This is a genomic window from Methanothrix sp. (assembly GCF_024518575.1).
GTDB lineage: Archaea > Halobacteriota > Methanosarcinia > Methanotrichales > Methanotrichaceae > Methanothrix_B.
Map to the genome: position 1 here is coordinate 24866 of NZ_JANIHG010000002.1, position 15294 is coordinate 40159.

Annotated in this window: 18 protein-coding genes and 1 tRNA gene; 3 read left to right on the forward strand and 16 right to left on the reverse strand. The window is 55.1% G+C overall.

The window, feature by feature from the left end; all coding sequences use genetic code 11:
• Positions 1-77 precede the first annotated feature (77 nt).
• Complete coding sequence (gene thsA / locus NQU42_RS00725; protein WP_296608327.1) at positions 78-1694, reverse strand: thermosome subunit alpha; 1617 nt, start codon at positions 1692-1694, stop codon at positions 78-80.
• A 539-nt stretch (positions 1695-2233) separates the two neighbouring features.
• On the opposite strand from thsA, the gene NQU42_RS00730 reads away from it, so the two are divergent.
• Positions 2234-2305: transfer RNA gene (locus NQU42_RS00730), tRNA-Gly, on the forward strand.
• A 153-nt stretch (positions 2306-2458) separates the two neighbouring features.
• Here the strand turns inward: NQU42_RS00730 and NQU42_RS00735 are convergent.
• From NQU42_RS00735 to NQU42_RS00780, 10 genes are all read right to left on the reverse strand, one after another.
• The gene (locus tag NQU42_RS00735) at positions 2459-3004 is read right to left on the reverse strand and encodes a hypothetical protein (protein WP_296608204.1); all 546 of its coding nucleotides are present in this window, start codon (positions 3002-3004) and stop codon (positions 2459-2461) included.
• Positions 3001-4140, reverse strand: coding sequence for a radical SAM protein (locus NQU42_RS00740; RefSeq protein WP_296608206.1), 1140 nt, complete (start codon positions 4138-4140; stop codon positions 3001-3003). The genes NQU42_RS00735 and NQU42_RS00740 overlap by 4 nt, the downstream gene beginning before the upstream one ends.
• A complete protein-coding gene (locus NQU42_RS00745; protein WP_296608208.1) occupies positions 4113-4982 on the reverse strand; it encodes a polyprenyl synthetase family protein in 870 nt (289 codons plus the stop codon). Before NQU42_RS00745 ends, NQU42_RS00740 begins: the two co-directional genes overlap by 28 nt.
• Before the next feature lie 206 nt (positions 4983-5188).
• Positions 5189-5662: a TspO/MBR family protein gene (locus NQU42_RS00750; protein WP_296608209.1), complete on the reverse strand. Its 474-nt coding sequence runs from the start codon at positions 5660-5662 to the stop codon at positions 5189-5191.
• A 152-nt stretch (positions 5663-5814) separates the two neighbouring features.
• The gene (locus NQU42_RS00755) at positions 5815-6180 is read right to left on the reverse strand and encodes a hypothetical protein (RefSeq protein ID WP_296608211.1); all 366 of its coding nucleotides are present in this window, start codon (positions 6178-6180) and stop codon (positions 5815-5817) included.
• Positions 6177-6944 carry a hypothetical protein gene (locus tag NQU42_RS00760; RefSeq protein WP_296608212.1) on the reverse strand — a complete coding sequence of 256 codons (768 nt, stop codon included), beginning with the start codon at positions 6942-6944 and terminating at the stop codon, positions 6177-6179. Before NQU42_RS00760 ends, NQU42_RS00755 begins: the two co-directional genes overlap by 4 nt.
• A gap of 82 nt (positions 6945-7026) precedes the next feature.
• Positions 7027-7995, reverse strand: a complete 969-nt coding sequence (gene mptA / locus NQU42_RS00765) for a GTP cyclohydrolase MptA (RefSeq protein ID WP_296608214.1) — start codon at positions 7993-7995, stop codon at positions 7027-7029.
• 11 nt (positions 7996-8006) lie between these two features.
• Complete coding sequence (locus NQU42_RS00770) at positions 8007-8210, reverse strand: hypothetical protein (RefSeq protein ID WP_296608216.1); 204 nt, start codon at positions 8208-8210, stop codon at positions 8007-8009.
• A 93-nt stretch (positions 8211-8303) separates the two neighbouring features.
• Positions 8304-9062: a histone deacetylase family protein gene (locus NQU42_RS00775; protein ID WP_296608217.1), complete on the reverse strand. Its 759-nt coding sequence runs from the start codon at positions 9060-9062 to the stop codon at positions 8304-8306.
• A gap of 144 nt (positions 9063-9206) precedes the next feature.
• A complete protein-coding gene (locus NQU42_RS00780; protein ID WP_296608219.1) occupies positions 9207-9827 on the reverse strand; it encodes a hypothetical protein in 621 nt (206 codons plus the stop codon).
• A gap of 173 nt (positions 9828-10000) precedes the next feature.
• On the opposite strand from NQU42_RS00780, the gene NQU42_RS00785 reads away from it, so the two are divergent.
• Together NQU42_RS00785 and NQU42_RS00790 are read left to right on the forward strand one after the other, a co-directional pair.
• Positions 10001-10516 carry a thioredoxin family protein gene (locus tag NQU42_RS00785; RefSeq protein WP_296608221.1) on the forward strand — a complete coding sequence of 172 codons (516 nt, stop codon included), beginning with the start codon at positions 10001-10003 and terminating at the stop codon, positions 10514-10516.
• Entirely contained in the window at positions 10516-11769 is a 1254-nt protein-coding gene (locus tag NQU42_RS00790; RefSeq protein ID WP_296608223.1) for a cytochrome c biogenesis CcdA family protein, read from the forward strand. Before NQU42_RS00785 ends, NQU42_RS00790 begins: the two co-directional genes overlap by 1 nt.
• A gap of 121 nt (positions 11770-11890) precedes the next feature.
• On the opposite strand, the gene rsmA is transcribed toward NQU42_RS00790, so the two are convergent.
• The 5 genes from rsmA to NQU42_RS00815 are packed head-to-tail and all read right to left on the reverse strand — an operon-like array spanning position 11891 to position 15270.
• Positions 11891-12643, reverse strand: coding sequence for a 16S rRNA (adenine(1518)-N(6)/adenine(1519)-N(6))-dimethyltransferase RsmA (gene rsmA / locus NQU42_RS00795; protein ID WP_296608224.1), 753 nt, complete (start codon positions 12641-12643; stop codon positions 11891-11893).
• A 39-nt stretch (positions 12644-12682) separates the two neighbouring features.
• A complete protein-coding gene (locus NQU42_RS00800) occupies positions 12683-13288 on the reverse strand; it encodes a DUF655 domain-containing protein (protein ID WP_296608226.1) in 606 nt (201 codons plus the stop codon).
• Between the two features lie 7 nt (positions 13289-13295).
• A complete protein-coding gene (locus NQU42_RS00805; RefSeq protein WP_296608228.1) occupies positions 13296-13643 on the reverse strand; it encodes an RNA polymerase Rpb4 family protein in 348 nt (115 codons plus the stop codon).
• Positions 13644-13646: 3 nt separating this feature from the next.
• Positions 13647-13937, reverse strand: coding sequence for a 50S ribosomal protein L21e (locus NQU42_RS00810; protein ID WP_296608229.1), 291 nt, complete (start codon positions 13935-13937; stop codon positions 13647-13649).
• Entirely contained in the window at positions 13912-15270 is a 1359-nt protein-coding gene (locus tag NQU42_RS00815; protein ID WP_296608231.1) for a tRNA pseudouridine(54/55) synthase Pus10, read from the reverse strand. Before NQU42_RS00815 ends, NQU42_RS00810 begins: the two co-directional genes overlap by 26 nt.
• Positions 15271-15294 lie beyond the last annotated feature (24 nt).

Sequence of the window (15294 nt, forward strand, 5' to 3'; positions counted from 1 at the left end):
CCTCCTCAGAACCATCAGTGATCTCATCTGAAGGTTCATCTGCCATGACGCTCACCTTCAAAAGAGGATGTGACTGCTCACATCCTCGTGTAGTCGTGTGGACTCTGCCCTGGCTTCGGCTTGAGCTCCTCTCTCTTAGCAGCTATCACATCATCCACTCTGAGGACCATTGTGGCGGCTTCTGCAGCTGACTTCACCGCCTGTAGCTTGACCTTGAGGGGCTCCACGACGCCGCCATCGAGCATGTCCGCAGTGCCTCCGTTATGCACATCAACCCCATACGCTTTGAGGCCTGCACCATGCTTCGATCTCAGCGCGACAATGGTGTCTATCGGATCGAGACCTGCGTTCTCGGCAAGCGTCTTGGGTATGACCTCGACTGCATCTGCAAATGCCTCCACCGCGAGCTGCTCCCTGCCGCTGAGCGTCGCAGCATACTCCCTCATCCTCTCAGCGACCTCAACCTCAGGAGCGCCGCCGCCTGGGACGATCTTCCTGTAGGATAGCACATCACCGACGACCATCAGGGCATCGTTTAGGGCCCTCTCCATCTCATCCAGGAATACCTCAGATCCACCGTGGACGACGATGGTCACCGCCTTCGGATCCCTGCATCCCTCGATGAAGATCATATGCTTGTCCTTCTTGACCTTCCTGTCCTCCACGACCTTTGCGTGGCCGAGATCCTGTGGGGATGCCTGCATCGGATCGCCTATGACCCTCGCGCCTGTCGCAAGGGCGAGCATCTTCATATCCTCGTCCTTGACTCTGCGTGCAGCAAGTATGTTGTGCTTTGCCAGGAAATGCGATGCAGCAACGCCGATCCCCTTCTGGCACAGCACCACATTTGCTCCGGCCTTTGCTAGAGCCTCCACCTGTGCCTCCAGGACCTTCTTCTCACCCTCCTTGAAGCTCCTGAGACCCTCGACCTCTGAGATCGTTATCTTCGCATCCGTTCCAAGCTTCTTCAGCTCTAAAGTCGCATCCAGCAGGGCGATCCTCGCATCCTCGACCTTTCTGGGCATCTCGGGGTTCAGGCGCTCAAGCTCCAGGACGATGCCGTGCACGAGCTCTGTGTCAGCCAGACTTCCGCCGGTGATCTTCACTATCTTCACCCTGTGCTCAACATCCACCTTCCCGTTGTCCTCTATGGCGAGAGCTGCATCAACCACAATATCCGCCAGCTTCTCCTTCATCGTCTCGATGCCCTTGCCCGTCATCGCGGTCATCGCTATCTTTCTCAGCACGTCCCTGTTCTCCCTGGTCACCTCGAGCGACATGCTCTCGAGTATCTCGCTGGCCTTCGCCTCAGCTGTCTTGTATCCCTGAACTATCGTGGTGGGGTGGATGCCTTTGTCAAGAAGCGCCTCTGCCTTCTTCAGAAGCTCTCCCGCAAGGACGACGGCTGTTGTGGTCCCATCTCCCACCTCATCATCCTGCGCCCTTGCGACCTCCACGATCATCTTGGCGACTGGATGCTCTATATCCAGCTCCCAGAGTATCGTGGCGCCATCGTTCGTGACCACCACATCTCCATTGTTGTCCACCAGCATCTTGTCCATGCCCTTCGGGCCGAGGGTTGTTCTCACAGCCTCTGCCACCGCCCTCGCAGCTGTTATGTTTTTATGCTGGGCCTCGCGTCCCACATCACGCTTGGCTCCTTCCTTTAAAATGATGATCGGATAGCCGCTCATTCCAGCCAAATCAACTCCTCCAAAGCCTGGCTGGGCTTAAAGCTGTTTGAGGTTCTATATAAATATTCCGAAAGCGGTGCTGTGTTGAATAATTAAGAGCTCTAAGGCCGAGAGCTATCGATTTTTACTAGGATTGAAATTCGTATGAATCAGGCCTCTGCTATCGGATTCTCAAACATTATTCAACACAGCAGAAAGCGGGGGGAATCACGATGTTATCAGTGACGCAAGTTCTGGCCGTGATGTGGGAGGCTGCGACCTCAAGGGCGCGGTAGTTAACGCAGAGAATCATCGCATGCGATAGTGGGATGTGCCAAAAAGACTGAAAGCATCTCCTGACGGGGCTCGAACTGCTGAACTGCTGCCAGGAATCGATGCCCAGTGGCAAGATGATTCGTGAAACCTGCGAGCATTCTGATGATATCCGTGACGCTGGGCATACAACCAATGTACATGGACTGTGGTGATCTCGATGATCCGAGCGCCCCATTGGCCCGTAACGTTTAAAACCTAAAAGGACATGAGCAGTCTGTGCCGGTGCGCCGATAGTGTAGCGGTTATCACTAGGCGTTGCCAACGCCTAAACTCGGGTTCGAATCCCGATCGGCGCATCTCCTCCAACAGATCGCTCTCGGAGGCCGAAGTGCTGAATGCGTTTTTGTCCATTTGGGCTTTGATCTTCAATTAAAAATGATGGGAGCCAAATAGATTGAAGGCAGACTAACTGATCGCTCGTTGGAATAAAAAGAACAGTCCGGGGAGGATCAGCTCAGCGTTCTGGGCACGTCCTTCTCGCCCCTGATCGTCCCCTGCAGGGATTCACCTGATGGTGAGTAAGCGTCGAAGTGTCCTGCGGCAGATGTGCCGCCACCTCCGATCTTGTCTATTCTTGCTTGGTAGTATACCACATTGGGATACGTCACGATGTTCAGCGTTAGCATGTTATCAACGATCGCGCCGTTTGCTGTGGCGATCGCATTGTAACCCCTGACAGTGCCGGCACCGAAGACAACTGTGCCGATCTGGGCCAGGTTCAGGTTGACGGTGCCGACCATCTTCTCGTCAAGAGTCCTGAGCTCGAACGACCAGTTTCCCCTGAGATCGATGTTTGTGGGAGCGGTTGCGCTGCCAGTGGCGCCCCCGGTCTTCGCCAGGTACTCAGCGGTATGCTCCGGGCTCACTATGTTCATCCAACCCAGACCCTCGCCCAGTGAATCGTTATACTGCGTTGGTGTCGAAGTGTATTTCTGAGCACTTGCACCCATCGCCATGATGGCGATGACCAGAATTACAGTAAAGCCAGACCTCATTTCAGATCCTCCTTTTCAAAATGCAGATGCCTGAAAAGATCATCCTTCATCTGGCATGAGCAGCGATGCCGGAACCAGCTGTATCTGCTCATCCTCCGCCAGATGTCCTTAAGGGAGCTCTTTCTGACGTTGCCGAAGCTGATCGGCATGTATGCGCATGGCATGACATCGCCGGACGGGTCAACATGCATCCATCGCCTTCCCGCGAAGCAGCCGAACATCTCCGGGGAGAGAAGGTATGGCAGGGCTGTCACCCTCGGCCCGTCTGGCAGCCTGTTCTTCATCATGTGAAACTCAGCAAGATGCTCGATATCGCTGTGGGAGAGGACCTCATCCGCATGATCCTTCCATCGCCCCACTGCCACGATCTCGTAGAGCGAGAGCTCGTGCGCTCCGAGATCACATGCCAGGGAGTATGCATCCTCAAGCTGGTCTATGTTGTATGGCGAGACCACCATGAACAGATCCACCAGAAGTCCGGCGCTCAGAGCGTTCCGGACTCCAGAGATCGCATCTCTGAAGGCGCCTTTTCTTCCCCGGAAATGATCGTGCTGCTCTTCAACAGGGCTGTCTATGCTCACCCTCACAGCGTATAGGCCGCTTTTCTTTAGCTCCAGCGCGAGATTCTCACTCAAAGCGTATCCGCTGGTGAAGCAGGTCGCGATCGCCCTCTCGTCGACGGCCGCGACCAGCTCCGGCAGGTCCTGCCTCAGCATCGGCTCTCCGCCGTCGAATGTGACAAGATATGTTCCGAGATCCAGGGACTCGGAGATGACCCTTTTAACAAGATCTCTCTCCAGTAGATCCCCGCTTCTTGAGGGAGCTGAGCAGTGGATGCAGCTGTTCGGGCAGCCACGGAAGACCGAGATCGAGAGCTGATCCGGAACCCTCCTGCGCGTGAGAGATCTCAGCTGAGCGGATATCATCCTGTCGAATGCTCTGCTGGGCGCTGGCGGGATCCAGGTTGAGAAGATCAGCCTCTCACCGGAGCTGATCGGCTTCTCGGTCTCGAATATCCCGTTGATCTTTTTAACGATCGGCTTCGCAAATGGGGCCAGTGGGCCAGTCGCATTGAGCCTGATGCCACCATCCATATCAACGGTTAAACTCAGAAGAGGGGATTCGGCAAGCTGCATCTCTTCACCATGCTCTCTGTCATGCTCTCAAGTATCGTGAGAAGGCGCTCCTTCATCTCAGGATCGCCACCTGCGCTGAGCAGTGAGGCTCTAGCGTTGCCTGTATGCTCTCTCACCGCATCAACACACATCCGCAGGGTCTCCTCAGGCCCAGACCGCAGACTGTGGATCCTCGGCAGGGTCATCGATTTCTTGGCAGATCTCTTTCCCTGGTCGATACCGATGAGCTCCTCGAGATCATCCACGATCTGGTAGGCAAGCCCAAGCTCTAGCCCGTACCTCTCGTACAGCATCTGATCCTCACGATCAGCGCCTGATATCATGCACCCGAGCCTGGCAGATGCCGCGAAAAGGGATGCTGTCTTCTTTGTTATGCACTGGTAGTACTCATGCGGAGATGCTATCCTCGATAGATCTATGATCTCCCCCTCTGCCATATCCATGCACGCCTTTGAGAAGAGCCTGATTGCTGGCTCGCCGTACGAGGAGATCAGCCCTATCGACATCGATATCATGTAGTCGCCACAAAGCAATGAGGCTTCCATGCCGAACCTCCTGAGCGCGCTCGGAGCTCCACGCCTCTCCACCCCGCAGTCTAGGATGTCATCATGGATCAGGGATGCTGCGTGTGCGAGCTCCACCGCCAGCGCTGCATTGAGCGCATCTCGTGGGTCGAATCCGAAGGCCTCTGATGAGAAGAGGAGTATAAGGGGGCGAACCCTCTTGCCAGGAGAGAGGAGCACGTACTCGATCACCTCGCCGACGTGCAGCCCGCGGGACTCATGCACCAGCGCTCGCAGCCCATCCTCGATGAGCCCGTGCTCTTCCCAATTCGCAAACATCCAGGCACTCTCTGCAGGGACGATATTTAGCTTTTGCGTGAATCGTCCTCTGCACAATCAGGCCGCCGCATCTATATAAAAATCAGAGAAATGTTTGCTGAAGGGCAAGCCTTTCTGCCTACATATCATGATGCTGGGGTGTTGTGATTTGGGTTCTCCAAAAGGACGTTCAAAACAGCGTGCAGGATTATACGCTCAGTTTACGCTCAGTTCAGCCTCCAGATTGTGTAGTTGAGGAATGCTGCAAAGCTCACCCAGAGGATATATGGTATTAGAAGAACGCCAGCCCTTCGGGATATCTCGAAGAATCTTTTCATGGTTACTATTATCGATAACCAGAGTGCAGCAATGATTACAAGCGCATATAATGGTGACCGCAGGCCGAAGAATGCACCTGACCATGCGATGTTAAGGAGAAGCTGAATGCTGAATGGCATAAGAGCATTCTTCAGGGGTCCTGGCTGGGGCTTCGAGTCGAGCACCAGGAACAGCGATATGCCCATAAGAGTGTAGAGCACCACCCAGACCAAGCCTATAAACCATCCTGGCGGGGTGTAGGACGGCTTGATCAGTGCCGGATACCATGTGGTGACTGATAGATCCGTGAGGTAAGATCCGACGACACCTGCCAGCTGACAGATTGTTATGCACAGAACGAGCAAGACAATTCTTTCTCTCATGAAAACCCCCATTTTATCTGAAATTCTCGCCTTTGGTCTGGAATGGCTGATGTCTATCGCCATTAGTGAAGTGCGTACTTTGTTACACGATCCGAATGACGCACATGATACACATCAGCACACCAGCGCTCAGTCAGACGAATGGCCTGGATTCAATCCTCCTCAAGCCTGCACAGCTGACAGCTGTGATGCCACTTGGGCTCAACCTGTACTTTAACGGGGTTGCTCATGCTGTGCACACCTGCTTTCATCTCTCTAATGATCCTGCGCACTTCGTCCTTGTTGTGGGATGTGATCCTTCCGACCTCTGTGCCCACAATGCCATGATGCCCCTCGGTCCTCTCGATTCTCACCACCGAATACTCCTGAGCGTCCTCACTGTCACCGTCCCCGAGATACAGGAGATCTCCGTGGTAGAATCCGTAGCAGAGAGGCCATGTGTGCTCTGTCATCGCCTTCACGAGCTCATCCTCGCTATCCAGCTCCATGTAGGAGAATATACGCTCCGGGTGTTTCATCTGATTAACCTCCATCTCGATCTGACCATAGATGCAAGCTTCGGGTTCTTGAAACTTGTGTATATTTCCGGATCTGTCGTGAACCCTATGAAGGGATCGACAGAGCCCTCCTCCATATTTGCCACCCATATCTGCACACCCTTCTCATCGAGAAGGCCCGCATGCTCCTGATAGAATCTCATGAAAGGCTCCAGGCTCTCCTCATGCGGCACAATTGCGGCCATTCCCTCGTAAAGCTCGGAAGCGAGGATGCACTCCTCCACATCGAGCATGCCGATCCTGGGGTAGACGAGAACCTCCAGTCTATCCCCGCCCTTCACGAAAGACAGCCTGCCGGAACCTCTGTGGGATAGCGAGTACCCTGCCCGGTTGAGGAAATCTGCTGTCAGGTCCTCGAGGTTGGAGCGAACGAGCTCGAGCAGCTCATCCCTTGATCTTTTAAATGTCTCGTACGCCCTCTCGAAGTCCGGACGGTCGTACTTCCCGGAAAGCGGGAAGTGGAATATCCTTCCGTGGATCACTATGAAGCTGTCAAGCTTCGGTGTATCATGAAATACCGGATGTCCGCTCATTATGCTCGAGAATATCCCGGGCGCCGGTCTCTCCCCAACCATTCTCCTCAGAAGATCCATCTCAGCGTCGCTCAGGCGCGCCTCGCGAACCGCCTGGTAGATCCTGTGAAGGAGCTCGCATCTCGCGATGATTCCTCTCTCTTTCAGGAGGCTGTTTATCCTCTCCCCTATAAGCCCTATCTTGTCTGTCATGATCTCATGAAGGCTCCTTTTTCTATTTTGCCCGTAAGCTGCGCATATGGCCTGCTGATGCCATCTCAGTAGGCGATCTCCTCTAAATCTGAGAGGCGCTGCTCGGCTGGATTTCCTGGACCGCGGCGAGCTCCGCCCTCAGCTCCCCCATCTTCGCCACCCTCTCGGCGAACGCATTGTGCCTGTGTATGCTCTCCTCATTTATCTGCTTCAGCGTGACGATCGCGTCATCTGGAAGATCGGTGAATGCTGCGACGACCCTCTGTGCCATCTCCCTGACGCAGTCCTCAACAAACATCGGGTTCATGTGCGCCCTTGATACTACAAGAGCCTCATCAGGGCGCTTCAGGAGCCCGTAAACCTTCGAGGACATCGACTCCTCTATGATCCTTATTATGCGGTCTATGGAGACGCATTTTCTGTCGCTGACCTCTATCGATATGCTCCCGCGTCCCCGCTGGTTATGCGTGGCCACCGGCACCCTCTCAAGGAAGCTCTCGACCGCATCCTCGCTGAGCCCGAGGTTGAGGAGATCTCTGCGCATCTTCTCCCTGACTATCTCCTGGGCACAGGGGCATGCTGTTGTTCCGATGACTTCAGCGCCGACGAGCTTTTTGATGTGTGGATTCGGGCCGATCGTGGCCCTCGCCTCCGCGAAGATGTCAACCACCTCCTGGCAGTTCACCTTCGTGGCGGGGGTCTGCCTCTTCACTATATACTCGCTCTTCATCTTCACCTCGGCCCTGGTCGCATACTCATGCCGCTCGAGGAGACGGAGAGCGATCTTGCCGCAGAGCTCCTCTATCTCGTAAACCGGCCTCGAGATCTCCTCCTCGAGAACCTCGTCTATGGCCTCGGTGTTCCTCGAGAGGTTCGCACCCTTCCTGCTCGATGGCAGATCCACAAATACCTCGAAGTTCGATATGAGAACGATTGGCCTCTCGCCACTCCTTTCGACCTTCACGAGCTTCTTCACTCCCGTCACCCCAACCCTTGTGAGGTTGATAGGGTAAGCAGGGTGACAGGCCTGAACATCCGGCAATCTCTCCAATTCACTCCACCCTACTCCTCATCCAGGCCGAGCTCGTCCATCAGCAGCAGGAGCCTGTCGACCTCCTCAAGAAGCTCATCGAGCATCTCCGAGATCCGGCAGTCCCTTTCGTTCATGCCATCAAGAATGGACTCAAGCTCGGCCCGAACACTCTCATCATAGCCTGTGAGCATCAGCTCACGAAGCTGCCTCTCGATATAGTCTGGATCGTGCATGTGATTGTCCTCACAGTAAAACCTGAGCCAAAGATATTTGAGCCTTTTCTGATGGATTGAACGAGTGCTGCAAGATCGCAGCTCTGCAATCGATCATTCAAATCCCGAAACGAAGCTCCTGATGCAGTATCTCAGATCCCTATGATACCCGCCCTCGAGAACAGCGAACCTGCGCCCGTCACATTCCTCCTCAGATGCGTCTCTTATCAGGGAACCGATCTTCCTGTAGTCATCTATATCGAGCATGCCGCCCCAGTCAAGTCGGTAAGTGTCAAATCCAGCTGATACGCATATGATATCGTACTCGTGGGATTCGAGCGCCCTCTCCACCTGCTCGATGTATCCGCTGCTCTCGAGCTTTATGTAATCGAAGTTGACGTCAATGGCGCCGATGTTGACGACGCTCACATCCGGATCCCATCGAAATATGCTCACAGTGCCGTCGCCGAAATGAAGGTCGATGTCAAGGATCAGTGCTTTTCGGAAATGAGGCCTGATGGCCTTCACAGCTATGGCGATGTTGTTGAAGAAGCACATTCCCCATGAATGATCAGCGGATGCATGATGTCCTGGTGGGCGGATCAGCCCGAAGGCTGGCTCTCTCAGGGATATCCTCGCGGCTGCAACGGCACCACCTGCTGCAAGAGCCGCAGCCTCGTAGAGCCCTCGCATCCCAACACGCTCAATATGCCCCGCCGTATGGACCGCCGCGATCTCCTCGTGGCTCGCTGGGGCTGGCTCGAAAAACTCGTACCCTGAGAGCTCCTGAGCTGCAAGCCTGACCCTTTCAGGGTTCTCAACCGGATTTGTGGGATACCTCTCCTCGAAGCCCCTGCTGTATACAACGATCATCTCTCTTCATCCGCTGGGTGCTCACTGTGCTCAACAGCATATGACCTTGCAGTAGAGGCATGCCAGTGAACGCCGGTTCTCAGGAGGCTGCACAGCTAATCCAGGCGGCAATCTCTCTGCTCTGGAGCACAAAAACATCTGGACTCAGGCGCAGGGGAGCGTCAGCGGCGGATTCTCACCGACCTCAATCTCCTCACGTATGTTGACCTCGCCTATGTAGAGGCCGCCCATGAGCATGTTTGTCGTCCTGTCTGTTTTGTTGACGAACCTCGCCCCTATCCTGGCAGTGCCGTGGAGATATGAGTTGATCTGGTAGAGCGAGACGTTCTCGCTCTGGTATATGGTGGTGTCCTTGACGAGATCCCTTATCGATGAGTAGCTCTCTGAGACCACGCTGCCGATATCGTAGTTCTTTGCGCAGAGCGCGTTCTTCAGATCGCTCTCAGATGGCCCCTCAGAGTAAGGATGGTACTCGAAGTAACCCCACTCGTTGAAGTACATCTCGCTCTCGTCAGATGTGTTGCTGCTCCAGAGGTCGATCGTCTGCCTCCTTGAGACGGTGCCGCTGCCCCGCGTCCCGACGACGAGCTTCTGTCCCTTGAACCCGTAGTCAGTCTCGTATATCTTTGTCTCGTCCATATAGCCGTTTACAAAGAGATACGAGTGCTGGGTCAGGGTGCGGTTGCCTCCGCCAGATGCAGGGCCCACACTGAGACATATCAGGACCAGCATAAACACTGAAATCACGGCAGTGAGACGCTTCATGACAGAATCCTCTTTCAGATCTCGTTGGAGTGACATGCGACCCACAGCATCTCCTCGATCTGAAGGAATAGATACTTTGCGGTCCGCTTCATATCCATATATGTTGAACCGAAATTGATTTATGTAGCTCCACTAAAGCAGTGCTGGTGCGGAGAGACCGCACTGGGGGTCGTATGTTGAAGCCATACAGCTTGATTGCGGTTCTGCTGATGCTCTCGCTATCAGCGATGGGGGCAGAGCATTCTGTCGGCGCTGGAAAGGACGACTGGTGGATATCGTATCCTGAGGACAATACAAATGCAGGCGGCTCTGTGAACCATCCAGCGTGGGTTCTGAATGCACTGAAGGAGAGGCCAGTTCTGATTTTCGTTCATCTGAACTGCGATTACTGTGCTCCACAGAAGGAGGCGGTTGATAAGGTGATGAAGGATTACTCAGGAGACGTGACGCTATTCGATCTCTCCGGAGATTCTGATGCGCGGGCTGCTGATGCCAGAGTCTATGATCCGGACGGCGGAAAGGCCCTCGTGCCGCTCACAGTGGTTGTCACACTCGTGAAAGATAATGGCGATGTGAAGATCGGATGGCACAGCTCTGAGGATATCACCGGAGAGGACTGGATCAGGTCGTATCTCGACGACGCGATCGCTCTGTACAATGAAAACAGAGATGGCTGGGCTGGAGCTTGATGCGTTCGATCATACATTTTTTGGCGATCCTGCTGATCTGCTCTTCCTTCGCTGTGCAGGCGGCACCGGAGAGCAGACAGGGGCCTTCTATTCTGTACATCACGAACATAGAGAGCCCGATATGCAGGGAGTGTGAGGAGGTCCTATCCGCGCAGACCGCCGAGATCGCAAGGCTCGCCGCAGAGCACCCTGATGCGGATATAACCACGATAAACATACGGAAGAATCCATACTCGGCGAACGGCAGCTCCCTCGCCCTTTCATGGTGGGGGGTGAATGTGACATGGCCCTGGGCAGAGGACTTTCAGCCGTATCCTGCCGCTGGACGGTACATGGACTACTGGTCATCGGGCACGGGCTTCTCGAACCCGACGATAATAATATTGAATTCCGATGGGGATGTGGTCAAGGTCTATCGCGTGTATCAAATAGGCAGGGGGCTGATCGACGGCATCCAGAGCTCTGATAAGCTCTATGCTGATCTGATGAGCGCTGATGGATACAGCCCGGGCTGGCTTTCAGCCTCAAGCTCTGGGAAATCTGCCCTCGGGATGTTCGCGCTCGGGATAATGACATCGCTCTCTCCATGCTCTGTGGCTCTTCTTGCGGCCCTCTTCTCATACATAATATCGAGAAAGAGGCGTGATGGGAGCGGAGACGATTACAGAGAGGGCCTGGCAATCGGGCTCTCATTCACAATAGGCATGGCAGCAGTGTTTTTTGTGATCGGTCTCTTCGTATCCCAGCTCGGCATCTTCATGCGCAGCTCCAGGTTCTTCGATCTCGCTGCTGGCATGCTGCTGATCGTCCTGGGAATAAACAGCATCACCCCTCTGGGCGAGTTCGTGGGCCCGATCTTCAGCTTCAGGAGATCCGGAAAGAGCTACCTTGAGCGTTTTATCAACATATCCTTAAAGATATTCGAGCGGTCTTCGACCCTTGGCGCGTTCTTCCTCGGAGCTTTCTTCTCTCTGGGATGGGCTCCATGCGCGATATCGCTTGTGTTTCCAGTGATAATCTGGCTCATCTCACAGGACGTCTCGCCCCTGGGAGGGGGTGTAATGCTCTTCATCTTCGGCCTTGGACACGGGGTGCCTGTGATCCCGATGGCAGCGCTCTCGAGGTCTGCTGCGGCCAGGATAGCAGACAGATACATATCAGCAGGCAGCTACATCACAAAGATCTTCGGGATTCTTGTTGTAGTCCTCGGAGTGCTGTTCGCAGCAAGATACTTCGGATATGCGCTGTGGTGATTCCATCTCGCTGCATCTGAAGATCCCGAGAGCTATTTTTTAAGGTTATGCGAATGTGAATGCACGCTCTTTTCTATCCCAGCGGGCGATCAGGTAACGCGCTCAGCGCAGAGATCCTGGATCATCGCGGCGAGTTCCTCGACTGATGCTCCGAGACCGCCCTGGCGATCCGGACGAACTCATCGACACCCAGATCCTCAGGTCTCGCATCGAGGATCGCGGGATCGAGATCCAGCATCACATCCTCTGCGATGCCTATTGACGCCAGCGCGTTCTTGACCTTCTTTCTCCTCTTGGTGAATAGATCCCTGCTTATCGAGGAGAACATCGCATCGTCGACCTGCTCCCTGTCAGCCCTCGGCCTGAGCCTGACAACAGCCGAGCTGACATGCGGCATGGGCCGGAACGCGGACCTGGGCACTGTCTCAAGGATCTCGACATTTGAGTAGTATGAGACATTCACGCTCAGCCTGCCGTAATCCTTGGTGCCGGGAGAGGCGAGCATTCTGTCCACAAACTCTCTCTGGTACATTAGCACCATGAGATCGAAGGGCCTCCCGAGCAGCCTCAGCGTTATCTTTGTCGAGATGTGGTAGGGAAGGTTCGATACGACCTTGTTGTACTCGGGGAGATCCACGCGGAGCGCATCGCCCTGGATCACCTCAACGTTGGGGAACCTCTCCTCCACATAGTGGGCGAGATCAGGATCCGCCTCTATCGCATAAACCCTGCCCGCCCTCGAGGCCAGGAACTCCGTCAGGCTTCCCCTGCCGGGGCCTATCTCCAGTACCCTGTCGGATGACGAGATCTCAGCGTAACCGGCTATCCTCTCCGCGATCCCTCTGTCCACCAGAAAATGCTGTCCGGCCTTCATCCCGCCTTCCTCATGAGCAGCATCTGCTGAGCCTGTATTTCACGGCCTTCTGCGGGCCTCGACAGGCTTCGGCTCCTTCGGCTCTGCTGTGAAGACCCTGTACTTGATCCGGTCGTCCATGAGCTCCTCCTCAATGCGCTTCGCGATGAGCTTCTCAGGGTTGTGCAGACCCTTTACCCTCTCAGACAGGTCCTTGAAGCTCTTGAAAGGGCCCTTCTTGCGCTCGTTGAGTATCGCCCACATCAGCTTCTTTCCTATGCCTGGGAGCAGCTCGAGACCGTGCATCCTTGTTGTGATCGGTCCAGCCTCGTTGAAGTACCTGATGAACCTCTCCTCGTTATCGAGCACTATCTTCTGTATCTCATATCCGAGCTCGAGCTTGGCGCTGTTTGTGAGCTCGTTGTAGCTGATCCTCCTGTTCACGCGCTCGATCACATCGCGTGCTGTCAGGTTCACGCGCTGCCCGACCGTTGGGACGACCCCTTCCTTTGGGGTCATCTCCATCAGAACGAAGCTTCCTTCACCCACTGCCTGAACAAGCGGACGCTTCTGGTAGCTTGTTATGGCCTCCGAGACGTGCCCGTAGGGAAGATAGTCGAGTATCCGGGCTACTGTTTCCCTCTTTGGAGGCCTGGCATCGGGCAAGAGAGACTTACCCCCTGCGCACTATATCGAGAATCGCGTCCAGCTCTTCCTCTGTCAGCGAGAACTTCTCCTTCGCGTAGATCGCCCTGAGCTCGTCCCTGGTCACAGGCCTGAGGTCCGCTATCTTCACAGCTATCTCGGGGGTAACCTTCTCAAGAGCCAGGAGAGCTTCCACGAGCCGCCTGCTCTCCTCAGGCGTGCCGTGGGAGAACAGCTCCGCATGGCGCATGGCCCGCCTGAGCTCGTATCCGAGCTCCTCTGGCTCGCCCGCCCTCTTCTCCCTGATCCCACTGAGGAGTGCGTTCACCTCTGCTATCGTGAGCAGTTCCTCTTTCAGAACGTCCTTGACTATCATCTTCTACTTCTGAGCAGCAAGGTGCTCGGGTAAGGCTATAACGAGCTTCTTTGCGTTCTGATCCGGGACCTCCAGCACGTAAGCTCTCCCTCTCCTGCCCACCACAGTTCCGGTCCTGCCATGAAACTTCGGGTGCGGCACTCCTTTGTGTATGCTGGGATCTATTATTATGTGAACCTTCTCACCAACGGCGAAATCCTGTATCGCCCTGACCACAGGAGAGATTCCCCTCTCCCTGACGCTCTTCTTGAGCTTGTCCCTGGTGTTCTTACGAAATCCGTGTGACTTGGGCATCGGACACTCCACCTACATCTATTACATCCAGCTCCACGACCCTGGCGTCTGACCCTAGAAGCTCCGCAAGGCTGGGCCTCGTCCTGCCACCGTCCCCTGATATCAGCTCCTTAACGTAGAGGCCGCTGTCGCAGCGGACGGTTATTTTTGCCATTCGGCCGTTCAGCTCATCCAGACCGGCGCTGTGCACCGCCCTCCTGCGGACCTTATCCGCCCTTCTGTGAGAGACGCGAGTTGGCGTACGCTGTTCTACAAAACCTACCAATTTGGACAGGGCGGATTTAAGCTTTTCTTTCTCGACCGGCGCTGAGAGCTCCACAACGGCCTCGTAGGTCTTCTCGAACCTCTCGTTCTTGACGGTCTCGACCATCGACTTATCGACAAAAATGAGATCGCTGACCTCGACCTTGCCGCTGCACTCTTTGTTTATCCTGTCCCTGAGCGCATTCAGGTCCAGATCTCTTCTGCGTGGGCGAACGACCTCGACGACAAAGGGCCGGCCGCTGCCTAGCATCCTGGCATCTATGTCCTCTCTTCCAGCGCCATGAAATACAGTGTCCTCAGCATCTGCAGCCTCTACAATGGGCCCTCTTATGAGCTCATCAACAGACTCCTGGTACATTCGCCCTGTATTGCCGCACCTCTCGCAGCCCCTCCCGCCGCAGACCCTGCACGGCCATCTCGTCTGCGGAAATCCGCGCTGGAGTTTCCTGTAACGCCCGTAGATGTAAAGCGGCTGGATCTGGATCTCTATGTGTCCGTCTGAAAGATGAAGATGAACGACAACCTCAGGGTTGTTGAGATCAGGCTGCTTCCCGCTCTTCAATGCTATTAGCTTCCCAACCTCGCGGTTGATCTCCGACTTCATGGGCTCTGCGTATCTAGAACAACCATCAGCGAGCAGAAGCTCCTCGTTCTCAGCAAGAAGGCCGCTCATGAATGTGCCAACCAGAAACCTGCTGCATTCTATTCCGCTGAGGGCCTCCACAGCCCTGTCTGCAAGCTCCTCCAGGCGCTCGGGATACATCTGCCCCAGGCAGACCCAGCAGGGCTCAGCCAAATCCTCCAGGCCGAGCCTGAGCCTCGCCTGCCTGCAGGACGGCGCGAGCGCGCGCAGCATCTCTCCGGACTCTTCGGGATCGCGGAGGTCCGCGCTCATGACCATGAACGTCTTTATCGAGCGCCCACGCTCGCTGTTTGTCATGCCCGTCCCCAGCATGGCGAACTGCCTGCCGAAGCAGCTGTCGCATATCGGGCCTAGCCGGAGGATCCTCAGGGCAGTCTGGATGATCTCAGATGCAATGCAGTTATCATTTTGATTTTCAGAGGGCATATCATCATCTTTTGTTCGGAGAAG